The sequence below is a fragment of the Enterobacter sp. MF024 genome (assembly GCF_005843915.1).
In the GTDB taxonomy this organism is placed as follows: Bacteria; Pseudomonadota; Gammaproteobacteria; order Enterobacterales; family Enterobacteriaceae; genus Enterobacter; species Enterobacter barmai.
In genome coordinates this window covers 1-14,071 of sequence record NZ_VCBB01000025.1, presented here as the reverse complement: position 1 = coordinate 14,071, position 14,071 = coordinate 1, and the positions used below count along the sequence as shown (strand labels likewise).

The 14,071-nt window shown below is 49.9% G+C and carries 30 protein-coding genes; 1 reads left to right on the top strand and 29 read right to left on the bottom strand.

The annotated features are described in order from the left end of the window. Positions 1–3: 3 nt before the first annotated feature. The 26 genes from rpsD to rpsJ all read right to left on the bottom strand — a co-directional run bounded on the left by rpsD (position 4) and on the right by rpsJ (position 12,218). Positions 4–624: a 30S ribosomal protein S4 gene (gene rpsD, locus FFB58_RS22665; RefSeq protein WP_032614687.1), complete on the bottom strand. Its 621-nt coding sequence runs from the start codon at positions 622–624 to the stop codon at positions 4–6. 34 nt (positions 625–658) lie between these two features. Further along, positions 659–1,048, bottom strand: coding sequence for a 30S ribosomal protein S11 (gene rpsK / locus FFB58_RS22660; RefSeq protein ID WP_003863312.1), 390 nt, complete (start codon positions 1,046–1,048; stop codon positions 659–661). 16 nt (positions 1,049–1,064) lie between these two features. After that, positions 1,065–1,421, bottom strand: coding sequence for a 30S ribosomal protein S13 (gene rpsM / locus FFB58_RS22655; protein ID WP_003031135.1), 357 nt, complete (start codon positions 1,419–1,421; stop codon positions 1,065–1,067). Between the two features lie 146 nt (positions 1,422–1,567). Then, positions 1,568–1,684 carry a 50S ribosomal protein L36 gene (gene rpmJ / locus FFB58_RS22650; RefSeq protein ID WP_000868187.1) on the bottom strand — a complete coding sequence of 39 codons (117 nt, stop codon included), beginning with the start codon at positions 1,682–1,684 and terminating at the stop codon, positions 1,568–1,570. 31 nt (positions 1,685–1,715) lie between these two features. Then, a complete protein-coding gene (secY, locus tag FFB58_RS22645; RefSeq protein WP_039032064.1) occupies positions 1,716–3,047 on the bottom strand; it encodes a preprotein translocase subunit SecY in 1,332 nt (443 codons plus the stop codon). 7 nt (positions 3,048–3,054) lie between these two features. Further along, positions 3,055–3,489 carry a 50S ribosomal protein L15 gene (gene rplO / locus FFB58_RS22640; protein ID WP_039032065.1) on the bottom strand — a complete coding sequence of 145 codons (435 nt, stop codon included), beginning with the start codon at positions 3,487–3,489 and terminating at the stop codon, positions 3,055–3,057. A 3-nt stretch (positions 3,490–3,492) separates the two neighbouring features. Further along, a complete protein-coding gene (gene rpmD / locus FFB58_RS22635; protein ID WP_003863301.1) occupies positions 3,493–3,672 on the bottom strand; it encodes a 50S ribosomal protein L30 in 180 nt (59 codons plus the stop codon). A 6-nt stretch (positions 3,673–3,678) separates the two neighbouring features. Further along, positions 3,679–4,179: a 30S ribosomal protein S5 gene (gene rpsE, locus FFB58_RS22630; protein WP_007369821.1), complete on the bottom strand. Its 501-nt coding sequence runs from the start codon at positions 4,177–4,179 to the stop codon at positions 3,679–3,681. A gap of 14 nt (positions 4,180–4,193) precedes the next feature. Next, on the bottom strand, positions 4,194–4,547 hold the full coding sequence (gene rplR, locus FFB58_RS22625) for a 50S ribosomal protein L18 (RefSeq protein WP_032614694.1): 354 nt from the start codon (positions 4,545–4,547) through the stop codon (positions 4,194–4,196). A 9-nt stretch (positions 4,548–4,556) separates the two neighbouring features. Continuing rightward, positions 4,557–5,090 (bottom strand): 50S ribosomal protein L6, encoded by a 534-nt coding sequence (gene rplF / locus FFB58_RS22620; RefSeq protein WP_039032066.1) that lies wholly within the window; start codon positions 5,088–5,090, stop codon positions 4,557–4,559. A gap of 12 nt (positions 5,091–5,102) precedes the next feature. Then, entirely contained in the window at positions 5,103–5,495 is a 393-nt protein-coding gene (gene rpsH / locus FFB58_RS22615; protein WP_032614699.1) for a 30S ribosomal protein S8, read from the bottom strand. A gap of 30 nt (positions 5,496–5,525) precedes the next feature. Next, positions 5,526–5,831, bottom strand: coding sequence for a 30S ribosomal protein S14 (gene rpsN / locus FFB58_RS22610; protein ID WP_032614701.1), 306 nt, complete (start codon positions 5,829–5,831; stop codon positions 5,526–5,528). Between the two features lie 14 nt (positions 5,832–5,845). Next, on the bottom strand, positions 5,846–6,385 hold the full coding sequence (gene rplE / locus FFB58_RS22605) for a 50S ribosomal protein L5 (protein WP_039032067.1): 540 nt from the start codon (positions 6,383–6,385) through the stop codon (positions 5,846–5,848). A 14-nt stretch (positions 6,386–6,399) separates the two neighbouring features. Beyond that, positions 6,400–6,714, bottom strand: coding sequence for a 50S ribosomal protein L24 (gene rplX / locus FFB58_RS22600; RefSeq protein ID WP_003863287.1), 315 nt, complete (start codon positions 6,712–6,714; stop codon positions 6,400–6,402). Positions 6,715–6,724: 10 nt separating this feature from the next. Further along, positions 6,725–7,096: a 50S ribosomal protein L14 gene (gene rplN / locus FFB58_RS22595; RefSeq protein ID WP_004160583.1), complete on the bottom strand. Its 372-nt coding sequence runs from the start codon at positions 7,094–7,096 to the stop codon at positions 6,725–6,727. Between the two features lie 165 nt (positions 7,097–7,261). Continuing rightward, a complete protein-coding gene (rpsQ, locus tag FFB58_RS22590) occupies positions 7,262–7,516 on the bottom strand; it encodes a 30S ribosomal protein S17 (protein WP_008503489.1) in 255 nt (84 codons plus the stop codon). Continuing rightward, complete coding sequence (gene rpmC, locus FFB58_RS22585; RefSeq protein WP_032614707.1) at positions 7,516–7,707, bottom strand: 50S ribosomal protein L29; 192 nt, start codon at positions 7,705–7,707, stop codon at positions 7,516–7,518. Before rpmC ends, rpsQ begins: the two co-directional genes overlap by 1 nt. Next, the gene (gene rplP, locus FFB58_RS22580; RefSeq protein ID WP_002919759.1) at positions 7,707–8,117 is read right to left on the bottom strand and encodes a 50S ribosomal protein L16; all 411 of its coding nucleotides are present in this window, start codon (positions 8,115–8,117) and stop codon (positions 7,707–7,709) included. The genes rpmC and rplP overlap by 1 nt, the downstream gene beginning before the upstream one ends. A gap of 12 nt (positions 8,118–8,129) precedes the next feature. Further along, the gene (gene rpsC, locus FFB58_RS22575; protein WP_000529945.1) at positions 8,130–8,831 is read right to left on the bottom strand and encodes a 30S ribosomal protein S3; all 702 of its coding nucleotides are present in this window, start codon (positions 8,829–8,831) and stop codon (positions 8,130–8,132) included. A gap of 17 nt (positions 8,832–8,848) precedes the next feature. After that, positions 8,849–9,181, bottom strand: a complete 333-nt coding sequence (rplV, locus tag FFB58_RS22570; RefSeq protein ID WP_002919773.1) for a 50S ribosomal protein L22 — start codon at positions 9,179–9,181, stop codon at positions 8,849–8,851. A 14-nt stretch (positions 9,182–9,195) separates the two neighbouring features. Next, positions 9,196–9,474: a 30S ribosomal protein S19 gene (gene rpsS / locus FFB58_RS22565; RefSeq protein WP_001138115.1), complete on the bottom strand. Its 279-nt coding sequence runs from the start codon at positions 9,472–9,474 to the stop codon at positions 9,196–9,198. A 16-nt stretch (positions 9,475–9,490) separates the two neighbouring features. Continuing rightward, entirely contained in the window at positions 9,491–10,312 is an 822-nt protein-coding gene (gene rplB, locus FFB58_RS22560) for a 50S ribosomal protein L2 (RefSeq protein ID WP_000301859.1), read from the bottom strand. A gap of 17 nt (positions 10,313–10,329) precedes the next feature. After that, entirely contained in the window at positions 10,330–10,632 is a 303-nt protein-coding gene (rplW, locus tag FFB58_RS22555) for a 50S ribosomal protein L23 (RefSeq protein ID WP_004868363.1), read from the bottom strand. Next, positions 10,629–11,234, bottom strand: coding sequence for a 50S ribosomal protein L4 (gene rplD / locus FFB58_RS22550; RefSeq protein WP_003031119.1), 606 nt, complete (start codon positions 11,232–11,234; stop codon positions 10,629–10,631). Before rplD ends, rplW begins: the two co-directional genes overlap by 4 nt. A 10-nt stretch (positions 11,235–11,244) precedes the next feature. After that, entirely contained in the window at positions 11,245–11,874 is a 630-nt protein-coding gene (rplC, locus tag FFB58_RS22545) for a 50S ribosomal protein L3 (protein ID WP_016538466.1), read from the bottom strand. 32 nt (positions 11,875–11,906) lie between these two features. After that, a complete protein-coding gene (gene rpsJ / locus FFB58_RS22540) occupies positions 11,907–12,218 on the bottom strand; it encodes a 30S ribosomal protein S10 (protein ID WP_001181005.1) in 312 nt (103 codons plus the stop codon). A gap of 390 nt (positions 12,219–12,608) precedes the next feature. On the opposite strand from rpsJ, the gene FFB58_RS22535 reads away from it, so the two are divergent. Next, positions 12,609–13,082, top strand: a complete 474-nt coding sequence (locus FFB58_RS22535; protein WP_138371061.1) for an A24 family peptidase — start codon at positions 12,609–12,611, stop codon at positions 13,080–13,082. On the opposite strand, the gene bfr is transcribed toward FFB58_RS22535, so the two are convergent. The 3 genes from bfr to FFB58_RS22520 form a co-directional block, all read right to left on the bottom strand. Further along, positions 13,066–13,542 (bottom strand): bacterioferritin, encoded by a 477-nt coding sequence (gene bfr, locus FFB58_RS22530; RefSeq protein ID WP_032614711.1) that lies wholly within the window; start codon positions 13,540–13,542, stop codon positions 13,066–13,068. The genes FFB58_RS22535 and bfr overlap by 17 nt on opposite strands. A 70-nt stretch (positions 13,543–13,612) precedes the next feature. Next, the gene (bfd, locus tag FFB58_RS22525; RefSeq protein ID WP_039032069.1) at positions 13,613–13,807 is read right to left on the bottom strand and encodes a bacterioferritin-associated ferredoxin; all 195 of its coding nucleotides are present in this window, start codon (positions 13,805–13,807) and stop codon (positions 13,613–13,615) included. A 177-nt stretch (positions 13,808–13,984) separates the two neighbouring features. Beyond that, the coding region (locus FFB58_RS22520; RefSeq protein WP_000507907.1) for a hypothetical protein at positions 13,985–14,071 on the bottom strand (87 nt) is incomplete at its 5' end.

Here is a 14,071-nt window from a genome sequence, read left to right as displayed (position 1 = left end):
GCTTTACTTGGAGTAAAGCTCGACGATCAGGTGTTCGTTAATGTCCGCAGACAGATCAGAACGTTCCGGCTGACGCTTGAACGTACCTTCCATCTTGCCAGCATCAACTTCCAGCCAGGTTGGCTTTTCACGCTGCTCAGCCAGCTCCAGAGCGGCTTTCACGCGAGATTGCTTTTTCGCTTTCTCACGAATGCTAACAACGTCATTCGCTTTAACCTGATAAGAAGCGATGTTAACAACACGACCGTTTACCATGATTGCTTTATGGCTAACCATCTGACGTGCTTCAGCACGAGTGGCGCCAAAGCCCATACGGTATACAACGTTGTCCAGACGACCTTCCAGCAGAGCCAACAGGTTTTCACCGGTGTTGCCTTTCAGACGTGCTGCTTCTTTATAGTAGTTACGGAACTGACGCTCCAGCACACCGTACATACGGCGAACTTTCTGCTTTTCACGCAACTGCACACCATAGTCAGACAGACGCGGTTTACGCGCACCGTGCTGGCCAGGAGCTTGTTCAATTTTACACTTGGTATCGATCGCGCGAACGCCAGACTTAAGGAATAAGTCGGTGCCCTCACGACGGCTCAGCTTGAGCTTAGGACCCAAATATCTTGCCATTTTCTATCTCCAACAAACCTGGAAAACGAACGCGTTATACGCGACGTTTTTTCGGCGGACGACAACCGTTATGAGGGATCGGAGTCACATCAGTAATATTAGTGATGCGGAAACCAGCGGCGTTCAGAGCACGAACGGTAGATTCGCGACCCGGACCCGGACCTTTTACCATAACTTCCAGATTCTTGATGCCGTATTCTTTTACGGCTTCAGCGCAACGCTCTGCTGCAACCTGAGCTGCGAACGGAGTGGATTTGCGAGAACCACGGAAACCGGAACCACCGGCTGTTGCCCAACCCAGTGCGTTACCCTGACGATCAGTAATAGTAACGATGGTGTTGTTGAAAGAAGCATGGATATGAGCCACGCCGTCAGAGACTTGTTTTCTTACACGCTTACGTGCACGAACTGGTGCCTTTGCCATTATTCAATCACCCCGATTATTTCTTGATCGGTTTGCGCGGACCCTTACGGGTACGTGCGTTGGTCTTAGTACGCTGACCGCGCACTGGCAGACCACGACGATGACGCAAACCGCGATAGCAACCAAGGTCCATAAGGCGCTTGATGCTCATGCTAACTTCACGGCGCAGATCACCTTCAACGACAAATTTGGCAACTTCGTCACGCAGCGTGTCGATTTGTTCTTCAGACAGCTCACTGATCTTAACATCTTCAGCGATACCCGCTGCAGCCAGAATGGCTTTAGAACGGGTCTTGCCGACGCCATAGATCGAAGTTAATGCGATCACAGCATGTTTCTGATCAGGAATGTTAATGCCTGCTATACGGGCCACTATGCACTCCTACTATTTAATATGTACGCACCATGCTGAAAAGCCCGTTTTCAGGATACTCAAATGGAAACGTACAGACATACAAAAGATTGGCTGGCTAATCTAGCCAGCTCAACCCAACTTTGCAAGAAAAATATGCGAAATAATCAGCCTTGGCGCTGTTTATGCTTCGGCTCGGCACTGCAAATCACACGGATGACACCATCACGCTTAACGATTTTGCAGTTACGGCATAATTTCTTGACGGAAGCACGAACTTTCATTTTTACTCTCCGTAACTTCTCGGGCGACCTTTTAGCGGCCGTAGCCTTTCAGGTTCGCCTTCTTCAATGCAGACTCGTACTGACTTGACATCATCAGAGTTTGCACTTGAGCCATAAAGTCCATAATCACGACAACAACGATAAGCAGTGAGGTTCCACCGAAGTAGAACGGTACTTTCATCGCATCACGCATGAACTCCGGGATCAGGCAAATAAAAGTAATATAAAGCGCACCAACCAAAGTCAGGCGAGTCATTACTTTATCGATATACTTCGCCGTTTGCTCTCCCGGACGAATTCCTGGTACAAATGCACCGGACTTCTTCAGGTTATCTGCTGTTTCACGTGGGTTGAAGACCAACGCCGTGTAGAAGAAACAGAAGAAGATGATCGCAGACGCATAGAGTAACACATAAAGCGGTTGCCCAGGCTGCAAATACAGCGAAATTGTTGTCAGCCAGTTCCAACCAGTACCGCCCCCGAACCATGACGCGATGGTTGCCGGGAACAGAATAATACTGGAAGCGAAGATTGCCGGGATTACCCCTGCCATATTCACTTTCAGCGGTAAATGTGTGCTCTGTGCAGCATAGACACGACGACCTTGCTGACGTTTTGCGTAGTTTACCACAATGCGGCGTTGACCACGTTCAACGAAGATAACAAAGAACGTCACTGCAAATACTAATACTGCAACCAACAGCAACAGGAGGAAGTGCAGGTCGCCTTGACGCGCTTGCTCGATCGTATGGGCAATGGCTGGCGGGAGTCCCGCAACAATACCAGCGAAAATAATGATCGAAATACCGTTACCGATACCACGTTCAGTAATTTGTTCGCCGAGCCACATCAGGAACATTGTTCCTGAGACCAGACTTACAACAGCGGTGAAATAGAATGCAAAGCCCGGATTAATTACCAGGCCCTGCATACCAGGCATATTCGGCAGACCAGTAGCAATACCGATCGACTGGAATATTGCCAGCACCAGAGTACCGTAGCGGGTGTACTGGCTGATCTTACGACGACCAGACTCCCCTTCTTTCTTCAGTTCTGCCAGGGTCGGATGAACGACCGTCAGCAGCTGGATAATAATCGATGCCGAGATGTACGGCATGATACCCAAAGCAAAGATAGAAGCACGGCTGAGAGCACCACCAGAGAACATGTTAAACATTTCAATGATGGTGCCACGCTGTTGCTCAAGCAGTTTGGCAAGTACAGCGGCATCAATACCAGGGATCGGAATGAAAGAGCCAATACGGAAAACAATAAGCGCACCGATCACAAACAAAAGTCTGCGTTTCAGTTCGCCAAGCCCACCTTTGGCACTTTGAAAATCTAATCCCGGTTGTTTAGCCATCTGCTACTTATTCCTCAATTTTACCGCCAGCAGCTTCGATAGCAGCACGAGCACCTTTAGTAACACGCAGGCCACGAACAGTTACCGGAGTAGAAACTTCACCAGACAGGATCACTTTCGCGAACTCGATCTGAATACCGATAATGTTTGCTGCTTTCAGCGTGTTCAGGTCTACAACGCCGCCTTCAACTTTCGCCAGGTCAGACAGACGAACTTCGGCTGTGATCGCTGATTTGCGAGAAGTGAAGCCGAACTTCGGCAGACGACGGTACAGTGGCATCTGACCACCCTCGAAACCGCGACGTACGCCACCGCCAGAACGAGAGTTCTGACCTTTGTGACCACGACCACCGGTTTTGCCGAGGCCAGAACCGATACCACGACCCAGGCGTTTACCCGCCTTTTTAGAGCCTTCGGCCGGAGACAGAGTATTTAAACGCATCTCTTACTCCTCAACTTTAACCATGAAGTAAACCGCGTTGACCATACCACGAACAGCAGGAGTATCCTCGCGCTCAACGGTATGACCAATACGACGCAGACCCAGGCCAAGCAGCGTTGCCTTGTGTTTCGGCAGACGTCCGATTGCACTGCGGGTTTGTGTAATTTTAATAGTCTTTGCCATGGTCAATTACCCCAGAATTTCTTCAACGGATTTACCACGCTTGGCAGCGACCATTTCTGGAGATTTCATATTTTCCAGGCCATCAATAGTTGCACGAACCACGTTGATCGGGTTGGTGGAACCATATGCTTTAGCCAGAACGTTATGAACTCCAGCAACTTCCAGAACGGCGCGCATTGCACCACCGGCGATGATACCGGTACCTTCGGAAGCTGGCTGCATGAAGACACGAGAACCCGTGTGAGTACCCTTAACTGGGTGCTGCAGGGTGCCGTGGTTCAGCGCGACGTTAATCATATTGCGACGGGCTTTTTCCATCGCTTTCTGGATCGCTGCTGGAACTTCACGCGCTTTACCGTAACCAAAACCAACGCGACCGTTACCGTCACCAACTACAGTCAGAGCTGTGAAGGAGAAAATACGACCACCTTTAACGGTTTTAGATACGCGGTTAACCGCGATCAGCTTTTCCTGCAGTTCGCCAGCCTGTTTTTCGATGTGAGCCATCTTACACCTCTACCTTAGAACTGAAGGCCAGCTTCACGGGCAGCATCTGCCAGTGCCTGGACGCGACCATGATATTGGAACCCGGAACGGTCAAAGGACACAACTGTGATGCCTTTTTCCAGAGCGCGTTCAGCAACAGCTTTACCTACAGCTGCAGCAGCGTCTTTGTTACCGGTGTACTTCAATTGTTCTGTAATAGCTTTTTCTACAGTAGAAGCAGCTACCAGAACTTCAGAACCGTTTGGTGCAATGACCTGTGCGTAAATATGACGCGGGGTACGATGTACCACCAGGCGAGTTGCACCCAGCTCTTTGAGCTTGCGGCGTGCGCGGGTCGCACGACGGATACGAGCAGATTTCTTATCCATAGTGTTACCTTACTTCTTCTTAGCCTCTTTGGTACGCACGACTTCGTCGGCGTAACGAACACCCTTGCCTTTATAAGGCTCAGGACGACGGTAGGCGCGCAGATCTGCTGCAACCTGACCGATCAGCTGTTTATCAGCGCCTTTCAGCACGATTTCAGTCTGAGTCGGACATTCTGCAGTAATACCTGCTGGCAGCTGATGTTCAACAGGGTGTGAGAAGCCCAGAGACAGGCCTACTGCATTCCCTTTGATCGCTGCACGGTAACCTACACCAACCAGCTGAAGCTTTTTAGTGAAGCCTTCGGTAACACCAACAACCATTGAGTTCAGCAGGGCACGCGCGGTACCAGCCTGAGCCCAGCCATCAACGTAACCAGTACGTGGGCCGAAGGTCAGAGCGTTGTCTGCATGATTAACTTCAACAGCATCGTTGAGGGTACGAGTCAGCTCGCCATTTTTACCTTTGATCGTAATAACCTGACCGTCGATTTTTACATCAACGCCGGCAGGAATAACGACCGGTGCTTTAGCAACACGAGACATTTTTTCCTCCGATTAGGCTACGTAGCAGATAATTTCGCCACCAAGACCAGCCTGGCGCGCTGCACGATCAGTCATAACACCTTTAGAGGTAGAAACAACTGCGATACCCATGCCGGCCATAACTTTTGGCAGCTCATCTTTTTTCTTATAGATGCGCAGGCCTGGGCGGCTGACACGCTGAATGCTTTCTACAACAGCTTTACCCTGGAAATACTTAAGAGTAAGTTCCAGTTCCGGCTTGGTGTCGCCTTCAACTTTAAAATCTTCGATAAAACCTTCTTCCTTCAGCACGTTGGCAATTGCCACTTTCAGCTTGGCGGAAGGCATGGTGACCGCAACTTTGTTCGCGGCCTGACCGTTACGGATACGGGTCAGCATATCCGCGATCGGATCTTGCATGCTCATCTGTCTTTACTCCCGTGATTCAATTGGTAATTACCAGCTAGCCTTTTTCAAGCCTGGTACTTCACCGCGCATGGCGGCTTCACGCAGTTTGATACGGCTCAACCCGAACTTGCCCACGAAACCATGTGGACGACCTGTTTGACGACAGCGGTTACGCTGACGAGACGGGCTGGAATCACGCGGCAGAGACTGCAGCTTGAGAACAGCATTCCAACGATCTTCGTCGGAAGCGTTCACATCAGAAATGATCGCTTTCAGTTCAGCGCGTTTAGCGAAGAATTTATCAGCTAAAGCCACGCGCTTTACTTCGCGTGCTTTCATTGATTGCTTAGCCATTCAGTAACCCTACCTTACTTGCGGAACGGGAAGTCAAACGCAGCCAGCAGAGCGCGGCCTTCTTCGTCAGATTTCGCAGTAGTGGTAATGGTAATATCCAAACCACGCACGCGATCGACTTTATCGTAGTCGATCTCTGGGAAGATGATCTGCTCACGGACACCCATGCTGTAGTTGCCACGACCGTCGAAAGACTTAGCGGACAGGCCACGGAAGTCACGGATACGAGGAACAGCAATAGAGATCAGGCGCTCAAGGAACTCCCACATGCGTTCGCCACGCAGAGTTACTTTACAGCCGATCGGATAGCCCTGACGGATTTTGAAGCCTGCAACAGATTTGCGTGCTTTGGTGATCAGCGGTTTTTGACCGGAGATTGCTGTCAGATCAGCTGCTGCGTTATCCAGCAGTTTCTTGTCAGCGATCGCTTCACCAACACCCATGTTCAGGGTGATCTTCTCGACCCGAGGGACTTGCATGACAGAATTGTAGTTAAACTCAGTCATGAGTTTGTTAACTACTTCGTCTTTGTAGTAATCATGCAGTTTCGCCATCGTACTACTCCAAATTACTTGATAGTTTCGCTGTTAGACTTGAAGAAACGGACTTTTTTGCCGTCTTCGAATCTAAAGCCTACACGGTCAGCCTTACCGGTTGCCGCATTGAAGATTGCAACGTTAGAAACCTGAATTGCAGCTTCTTTTTCAACGATGCCACCTGGCTGGTTCAGGGCCGGAACCGGCTTCTGATGTTTCTTGACCAGGTTGATACCTTCAACGACGAGTTTGCCGGAAGACAGAACATTTTTTACTTTACCGCGTTTACCTTTATCTTTACCGGTTAACACGATAACTTCGTCATCACGACGGATTTTCGCTGCCATGATTCGCTCCTTAGAGTACTTCTGGTGCCAGAGAGATAATTTTCATGAACTTTTCAGTACGAAGTTCACGAGTTACCGGCCCAAAGATACGCGTGCCGATAGGCTGCTCGCTGTTATTGTTTAAAATAACGCATGCATTACCATCGAAGCGAATGACAGAACCGTCAGGGCGACGAACACCCTTCCTGGTGCGCACCACTACCGCTTTCAGCACATCACCTTTCTTGACCTTACCACGTGGAATTGCTTCCTTGATGGTGATCTTGATGATGTCGCCTACGCCTGCGTAGCGACGGTGCGAGCCACCCAGAACCTTGATACACATTACGCGACGTGCACCGGAGTTGTCGGCGACGTTCAGCATAGTCTGTTCTTGGATCATTTCAGTGCTCCGCTAATGTCAACTACTACCTGAGACTCTAAAATCAGAGCCGTTAAAAAGCCCCATATCGAGGGCGCGGCATTATAACACCGCTTCTGCAATATGGGTAGAAAAAATAAACGGCCCATTGCTGAGCCGTTTATTCGTATCGAGAAGGCTACTCTATTACAGAACCGCTTTCTCTACAACGCGAACCAGCGTCCAGGACTTAGTCTTGGACAGTGGACGGCATTCACGGATTTCAACCTTGTCGCCGATACCACATTCGTTGTTCTCGTCATGTACGTGCAGTTTGGTCGTACGCTTGATGAATTTACCGTAGATCGGGTGTTTCACAATACGTTCGATAGCAACAACGATGGATTTCTCCATTTTGTCGCTAACAACACGACCTTGCAGAGTACGGATTTTATCGGTCATTACGCACCCGCCTTCTGAGTCAGTAAAGTCTTAACGCGTGCAACATCACGACGCACTTGCTTCAGCAGGTGAGTCTGTTGCAGCTGGCCACTTGCAGCCTGCATACGCAGGTTGAACTGCTCACGCAGCAGGTTCAGCAGCTCAGCGTTCAGCTCTTCTACGCTTTTTTCACGCAGCTCATTTGCTTTCATTACATCACCGTCTTAGTTACAAAGGTGGTTTTGATAGGCAGTTTCGCTGCTGCCAGGCCGAAGGCTTCACGGGCCAGCTCTTCCGGAACACCGTCCATTTCATACAGGACTTTGCCCGGCTGAATCAAGGCAACCCAGTACTCCACGTTACCTTTACCTTTACCCATACGAACTTCCAGCGGCTTCTCGGTAATTGGTTTGTCCGGGAATACACGGATCCAAATTTTACCTTGACGCTTAACTGCACGGGTCATAGCACGACGTGCTGCTTCGATCTGACGTGCAGTCAGACGACCACGGCCAACAGCTTTCAGACCGAAAGTGCCGAAGCTAACATCCGTACCCTGCGCCAGACCACGGTTGCGGCCTTTGTGCACTTTACGGAATTTTGTACGCTTTGGTTGTAACATCAGCGACGCTCCTTATTTACGGCCTTTACGCTGCTGCTTTTTAGGTTGCGCAGCCGGTTTTTCCGGTTGTTCAACAGCAGCCATACCACCCAGGATCTCACCTTTGAAGATCCATACCTTAACGCCGATTACACCGTAAGTGGTGTGCGCTTCAGAGGTGTTGTAGTCGATGTCAGCACGCAGAGTGTGCAGCGGTACGCGACCTTCGCGGTACCATTCGGTACGTGCGATTTCCGCGCCGCCCAGACGGCCGCTAACTTCAACTTTGATACCTTTAGCGCCCAGACGCATTGCGTTCTGTACGGCACGCTTCATAGCACGACGGAACATAACGCGACGTTCCAGCTGTGAAGTGATGCTGTCAGCAACCAATTTAGCGTCCAGTTCAGGCTTACGAACTTCAGCGATATTGATCTGTGCAGGAACGCCAGCGATATCCGCTACGACCTTGCGCAGTTTTTCTACGTCTTCGCCTTTCTTACCGATTACGATGCCAGGGCGAGCAGTGTGAATGGTCACACGGATGCTCTTAGCTGGACGCTCGATAACGATACGAGATACAGACGCTTTAGCCAGTTCCTTAGTCAGGTACTGACGTACTTTAAAATCGCTGTCCAGGTTGTCAGCGAATTCTTTGGTGTTCGCAAACCAGGTTGAGTTCCATGGTTTTACAATACCCAGGCGAATACCATTAGGATGTACTTTCTGACCCATTGCTAGTCTCCAGAGTCTCAGCGATCGGACACAACCACAGTAATGTGGCTGGTGCGCTTCAGGATGCGATCTGCACGACCTTTCGCACGCGGCATAATGCGCTTCATGCTCGGGCCTTCGTCTACGAAGATTTTCGCGACTTTCAGATCGTCAATGTCAGCGCCATCGTTGTGTTCAGCGTTAGCAATGGCAGATTCCAGAACTTTCTTGACCAGTACAGCCGCTTTCTTATTGGTGTAGGTCAGAATATCCAGGGCCTGCGACACTTTCTTACCGCGAATCAGGTCAGCAACAAGGCGAACCTTCTGAGCAGAAGAACGAGCATGGCGATGTTGAGCTAAAGTTTCCATCTCTTCCTCCTACCTTATTTCTTCTTCGCTTTTTTATCAGCAGCGTGGCCGCGATAAGTACGAGTCGGTGCGAATTCACCCAGTTTGTGGCCGACCATTTCGTCGGAAACAAATACTGGAACGTGCTGACGACCATTATGGACAGCGATGGTCAAACCGATCATGTTAGGAAAGATCGTTGAACGACGGGACCAAGTGCGCAGGGGCTTCTTGTCTCCGCTTTCCACCGCTTTCTCTACCTTCTTCAGCAAGTGCAGGTCAATAAAAGGACCTTTCTTGAGAGAACGTGGCATGGCTTATCCTCTAATATTATTTGCTACGGCGACGTACGATAAATTTATCAGTACGCTTGTTGCTGCGGGTCTTCTTACCTTTGGTCTGAACGCCCCACGGAGTTACCGGGTGCTTACCAAAGTTACGACCTTCACCACCACCATGTGGGTGGTCGACTGGGTTCATCGCAGTACCGCGAACGGTAGGACGAACACCACGCCAGCGTGCAGCACCTGCTTTACCCAGAACGCGCAGCATATGCTCAGCATTGCCAACTTCGCCCAGAGTAGCGCGGCAGTCTGCTTCGACTTTACGCATTTCACCAGAACGCAGACGCAGGGTGACATAAGCACCATCACGCGCAACGATCTGAACGTAAGTACCAGCGGAACGTGCCAGCTGACCGCCTTTACCTGGTTTCATTTCTACGTTATGAACGGTAGAACCAACCGGGATATTGCGCATCGGCAGGGTGTTACCTGCTTTGATTGCAGCATCAACGCCAGACTGAATCTGGTCGCCAGCTTTCAGGCCTTTAGGGGCCAGGATGTAACGGCGTTCGCCATCTTTGTACAGAACCAGCGCGATGTTCGCGGAACGGTTCGGATCGTACTCAAGACGCTCAACAACTGCTGGGATACCGTCTTTGTTGCGTTTAAAGTCAACAATACGATAAGCCTGCTTGTGGCCACCACCGATGTGACGAGTGGTGATACGGCCATTGTTGTTACGACCACCGGATTTGCTGTTCTTTTCCAGCAACGGAGCAAAAGGCTTGCCCTTGTGCAGCTCAGGGTTAACCACTTTAACAACGTGGCGACGACCCGGAGATGTCGGTTTACATTTAACAACTGCCATTGTATTACTCCTCCGACTTACTCAGCGCCGCCAACGAAGTCCAGATTCTGGCCTTCTTTCAGGGTGACGTAAGCTTTTTTCCAGTCGCTACGACGACCGATACGCTGTCCGTGACGTTTAACTTTCCCTTTAACTACCAGGGTGTTAACGACTTCGACTTCGACTTCAAACAGTTTCTGCACAGCAGCTTTGATTTCTGCTTTGGTCGCGTCTTTAGCAACTTTGAGAACGATGGTGTTAGTTTTTTCCATCGCAGCAGACGCTTTTTCAGAAACGTGCGGTGCACGCAGCACCTTCAGCAGACGTTCTTCACGAATCATGCCAGCATCTCCTCAACTTGCTTAACAGCATCAGCAGTCATTACGACTTTGTCGAAGGCGATCAGGCTAACCGGGTCGATACCAGTTGCATCGCGTACGTCAACCTTGTGCAGGTTGCGCGCAGCCAGGAACAGGTTCTCGTCCAGCTCACCGGTGATGATCAGCACATCTTCCAGAGCCATGTCTTTCAGTTTCTGTGCCAGCAGCTTAGTTTTAGGCGCTTCTACAGAGAAAGATTCGACAACGATCAGACGATCCTGACGTACCAGTTCGGACAGGATGCTTTTCAGCGCGCCGCGGTACATCTTTTTGTTAACTTTTTGACTGTGGTCCTGCGGGCGAGCAGCGAAGGTCACGCCACCGGAACGCCAGATCGGGCTCTTGATAGAACCTGAACGCGCACGGCCGGTACCTTTCTGGCGCCACGGCTTTTTGCCGGAACCAGTTACTTCAGCACGAGTCTTCTGAGCACGAGTACCCTGACGAGCACCAGCTGCATAAGCAACAACAACCTGGTGAACCAGCGCTTCGTTGAAATCACGACCGAAGGTAGTTTCGGAAACAGTCAGCGCGCTCTGCGCGTCTTTCAATACTAATTCCATTGCTATCCCCTTACGCCTTCACAGCTGGTTTAACGATCAGGTCGCTACCGGTTGCACCCGGAACCGCACCTTTAACCAGCAGCAGGTTGCGCTCAGCGTCAACACGTACTACGTCCAGGCTCTGAACGGTTACACGTTCGTTACCCAGCTGACCTGCCATTTTCTTGCCTTTGAACACTTTGCCCGGAGTCTGGTTCTGACCGATAGAACCCGGAACGCGGTGAGACAAGGAGTTACCGTGAGTAGCGTCCTGGGTACGGAAGTTCCAGCGCTTAACGGTACCAGCAAAACCTTTACCTTTAGAGGTACCGGTTACGTCAACTTTTTTAACTTCTGCAAACAGCTCAACGCTAATGTCCTGACCTACGGTGAACTCTTCGCCTTCAGCAAGACGGAATTCCCACAGACCACGGCCAGCTTCTACGCCAGCTTTAGCGAAGTGACCAGCTTCCGGCTTGGTTACACGGTTAGCTTTTTTAGCACCAGTGGTAACCTGAACGGCACGGTAGCCATCGTTAGCCAGATCTTTAACCTGAGTAACGCGGTTTGCTTCAACTTCGATTACGGTTACTGGGATAGAAACGCCATCTTCAGTGAAGATGCGGGTCATACCCACTTTTTTACCGACTAAACCAATCATTGTATCAACCTCTCAATCGCTCGATGACCTGATTAACCCAGGCTGATCTGCACGTCTACACCGGCAGCCAGATCCAGACGCATCAGAGCATCAACGGTTTTCTCAGTTGGCTCAACGATGTCAACCAGACGCTTGTGAGTGCGGATCTCGTACTGATCACGCGCGTCTTTGTTAACGTGCGGAGAGATCAGAACGGTAAAGCGCTCTTTGCGGGTCGGCAGCGGGATCGGACCACGGACTTGCGCACCAGTGCGCTTAGCAGTCTCGACGATTTCCGCGGTTGATTGATCGATCAGACGATGATCAAACGCTTTAAGGCGGATACGGATTCTTTGGTTCTGCATGAGACCAGAGCTCCAATTATTTTATAAACGAAAATGATCACTACTCAGACCCATTACGATTGATGGGAGAGTGTAACCGTTCTTACGTAGCCCCCCGATTGGGAGCGTTGTTAGGCAACTGAAAAAGATTGTTGCCCGGGGTTCAGATTGAACCAGCTGTCAATTACGACAAGCCCGCGCATTATACGTAAATCTGCGCAAGACGCAAGCCTGGTTTAGAAAATAGACGGTAGCGCTCACTTTTTGCGAGGCGCCTCGTAAACGTGCTGCAAAATTACCGCGTCGCGATAACAGTCAGGAAGGCGTCTCGCAGAGTTATGTTTTTTTATTTGTTTAGCCTTCAGGTTTGAGAGGAGTATGGCCGCACACATTACATGGAGGTCAAGGCCAATGCTCACTACCCTACCCTTTCTGATAACCTACCTGGGTTTAACCATCCTGCTTGTTCGTGAGGATATCCGATCGCATTTGCTTCCGGATAAATACCTGTGTCCTCTGCTCTGGGCTGGTCTGCTTTATCACCTTTGTCTTCGTCCCGAGCAGTTGCCTGCCGCAGTGGCGGGCGCGATAGCGGGCTATGCTGGTTTCGCGATTATTTATTGGACTTATAAATTGATTCGAAAACGTGAAGGTCTGGGATATGGTGATGTGAAGTATCTGGGTGCACTGGGTGCCTGGCATGGGTGGTGCGTGCTTCCTGTACTGGCTTTATCAGCTGCCCTGTTGGCAACGCTTTATCTTTTGATACTTGCGATGTGCAAACCTGAAAAACAGGTATTAAAAAACCCGCTACCATTTGGGCCTTTTATGGCGGCAGCGGGTTTAATGCTGGGCATGGACAGCCTGATCAGCTTTCCACTTTAATCTGCGACTGGAGGTAATTTTGCAGCCCAATTTTACCAATAAGATCCAGTTCAGTTTCGAGCCAGTCAATATGACCTTCTTCATCGGCCAGGATCTGAATCATCATGTCGCGGCTGACGTAATCGTGAACGCTGTCCGCATAAGCGATAGCTTCACGCAAGTCTTTCGCACCCTCAAGTTCCAGTGCCAGATCCGAACGCAGCATTTCTTCGACATCTTCACCAATGCCCAGCTTGCCAAGATCCTGCAGGTTGGGGATACCTTCGAGAAATAAAATACGCTCGATGTACTTATCGGCATGTTTCATCTCGTCGATAGATTCATGGTATTCAACGTCGTTGAGGCGAGTCAGCCCCCAGTTTTTGAACATTCTCGCATGGAGAAAGTATTGATTGATTGCGACAAGCTCATTTCCCAATAATTTATTGAGATAACTTATGATTTTAATATCACCTTTCATTATAGTCCCTCCGCTTCCACTCATTGAAGCGTAGATGGGGCTACAGGGATGTCAAAAAAAAGAGTGAGTCTCAGGCAATCTCTTTGTATTCCGGGATCTGCATCAATTCATCCTGCATGATTTCACGGGCAGCACGAACGCACTTACCGCATTGATTTCCTACTGGAATAAACTTACGCAGCTGCTGAAAAGATTGAGGTTGAAACTGGCGAACGGCCTGCCGAATTTTTTTATCGCTTACACCGTTACATAAACAAACGTACATAACCACTCCCGTTCAAAATATGCGCAAAGTGTAAGTGAGAATAATTATGATTACAATAGCACAATCGCCATGATACGGGGCGGGAGCGAACAAAAAATGCGAAAATTTGTGACAGGGACAATCCTGCAAAAACAAAAAAGGACGCCGAAGCGTCCTTTTTAATTCAGGGATAATTAATTAGCCCAGAACTTTAGCAACAACACCCGCGCCAACGGTACGGCCGCCTTCACGGATTGCGAAACGCAGACCGTCATCCATCGCGAT

Coding starts and splice junctions, on each gene's coding strand:
- rpsE (WP_007369821.1), bottom strand. CDS start 4,179: ATGGCTCACATCGAAAAACAGGCTGGCGAACTGCAGGAAAAGCTGATC.
- rplE (WP_039032067.1), bottom strand. CDS start 6,385: ATGGCGAAACTGCATGATTACTACAAAGACGAAGTAGTTAACAAACTC.
- rplO (WP_039032065.1), bottom strand. CDS start 3,489: ATGCGTTTAAATACTCTGTCTCCGGCCGAAGGCTCTAAAAAGGCGGGT.
- bfr (WP_032614711.1), bottom strand. CDS start 13,542: ATGAAAGGTGATATTAAAATCATAAGTTATCTCAATAAATTATTGGGA.
- rpsS (WP_001138115.1), bottom strand. CDS start 9,474: ATGCCACGTTCTCTCAAGAAAGGTCCTTTTATTGACCTGCACTTGCTG.
- rplB (WP_000301859.1), bottom strand. CDS start 10,312: ATGGCAGTTGTTAAATGTAAACCGACATCTCCGGGTCGTCGCCACGTT.
- rplW (WP_004868363.1), bottom strand. CDS start 10,632: ATGATTCGTGAAGAACGTCTGCTGAAGGTGCTGCGTGCACCGCACGTT.
- rpsD (WP_032614687.1), bottom strand. CDS start 624: ATGGCAAGATATTTGGGTCCTAAGCTCAAGCTGAGCCGTCGTGAGGGC.
- rplX (WP_003863287.1), bottom strand. CDS start 6,714: ATGGCAGCGAAAATCCGTCGTGATGACGAAGTTATCGTGTTAACCGGT.
- rpsN (WP_032614701.1), bottom strand. CDS start 5,831: ATGGCTAAGCAATCAATGAAAGCACGCGAAGTAAAGCGCGTGGCTTTA.
- rpsQ (WP_008503489.1), bottom strand. CDS start 7,516: ATGACCGATAAAATCCGTACTCTGCAAGGTCGTGTTGTTAGCGACAAA.
- rplN (WP_004160583.1), bottom strand. CDS start 7,096: ATGATCCAAGAACAGACTATGCTGAACGTCGCCGACAACTCCGGTGCA.
- rplC (WP_016538466.1), bottom strand. CDS start 11,874: ATGATTGGTTTAGTCGGTAAAAAAGTGGGTATGACCCGCATCTTCACT.
- rpsJ (WP_001181005.1), bottom strand. CDS start 12,218: ATGCAGAACCAAAGAATCCGTATCCGCCTTAAAGCGTTTGATCATCGT.
- secY (WP_039032064.1), bottom strand. CDS start 3,047: ATGGCTAAACAACCGGGATTAGATTTTCAAAGTGCCAAAGGTGGGCTT.
- rplF (WP_039032066.1), bottom strand. CDS start 5,090: ATGTCTCGTGTTGCTAAAGCACCGGTCGTTATTCCTGCCGGCGTTGAT.
- rpsH (WP_032614699.1), bottom strand. CDS start 5,495: ATGAGCATGCAAGATCCGATCGCGGATATGCTGACCCGTATCCGTAAC.
- rplV (WP_002919773.1), bottom strand. CDS start 9,181: ATGGAAACTTTAGCTCAACATCGCCATGCTCGTTCTTCTGCTCAGAAG.
- rpsK (WP_003863312.1), bottom strand. CDS start 1,048: ATGGCAAAGGCACCAGTTCGTGCACGTAAGCGTGTAAGAAAACAAGTC.
- rpsC (WP_000529945.1), bottom strand. CDS start 8,831: ATGGGTCAGAAAGTACATCCTAATGGTATTCGCCTGGGTATTGTAAAA.
- rpmC (WP_032614707.1), bottom strand. CDS start 7,707: ATGAAAGCAAATGAGCTGCGTGAAAAAAGCGTAGAAGAGCTGAACGCT.
- rpmD (WP_003863301.1), bottom strand. CDS start 3,672: ATGGCAAAGACTATTAAAATTACACAAACCCGCAGTGCAATCGGACGT.
- rplR (WP_032614694.1), bottom strand. CDS start 4,547: ATGGATAAGAAATCTGCTCGTATCCGTCGTGCGACCCGCGCACGCCGC.
- FFB58_RS22535 (WP_138371061.1), top strand. CDS start 12,609: ATGCTCACTACCCTACCCTTTCTGATAACCTACCTGGGTTTAACCATC.
- rpmJ (WP_000868187.1), bottom strand. CDS start 1,684: ATGAAAGTTCGTGCTTCCGTCAAGAAATTATGCCGTAACTGCAAAATC.
- rplD (WP_003031119.1), bottom strand. CDS start 11,234: ATGGAATTAGTATTGAAAGACGCGCAGAGCGCGCTGACTGTTTCCGAA.
- bfd (WP_039032069.1), bottom strand. CDS start 13,807: ATGTACGTTTGTTTATGTAACGGTGTAAGCGATAAAAAAATTCGGCAG.
- rplP (WP_002919759.1), bottom strand. CDS start 8,117: ATGTTACAACCAAAGCGTACAAAATTCCGTAAAGTGCACAAAGGCCGC.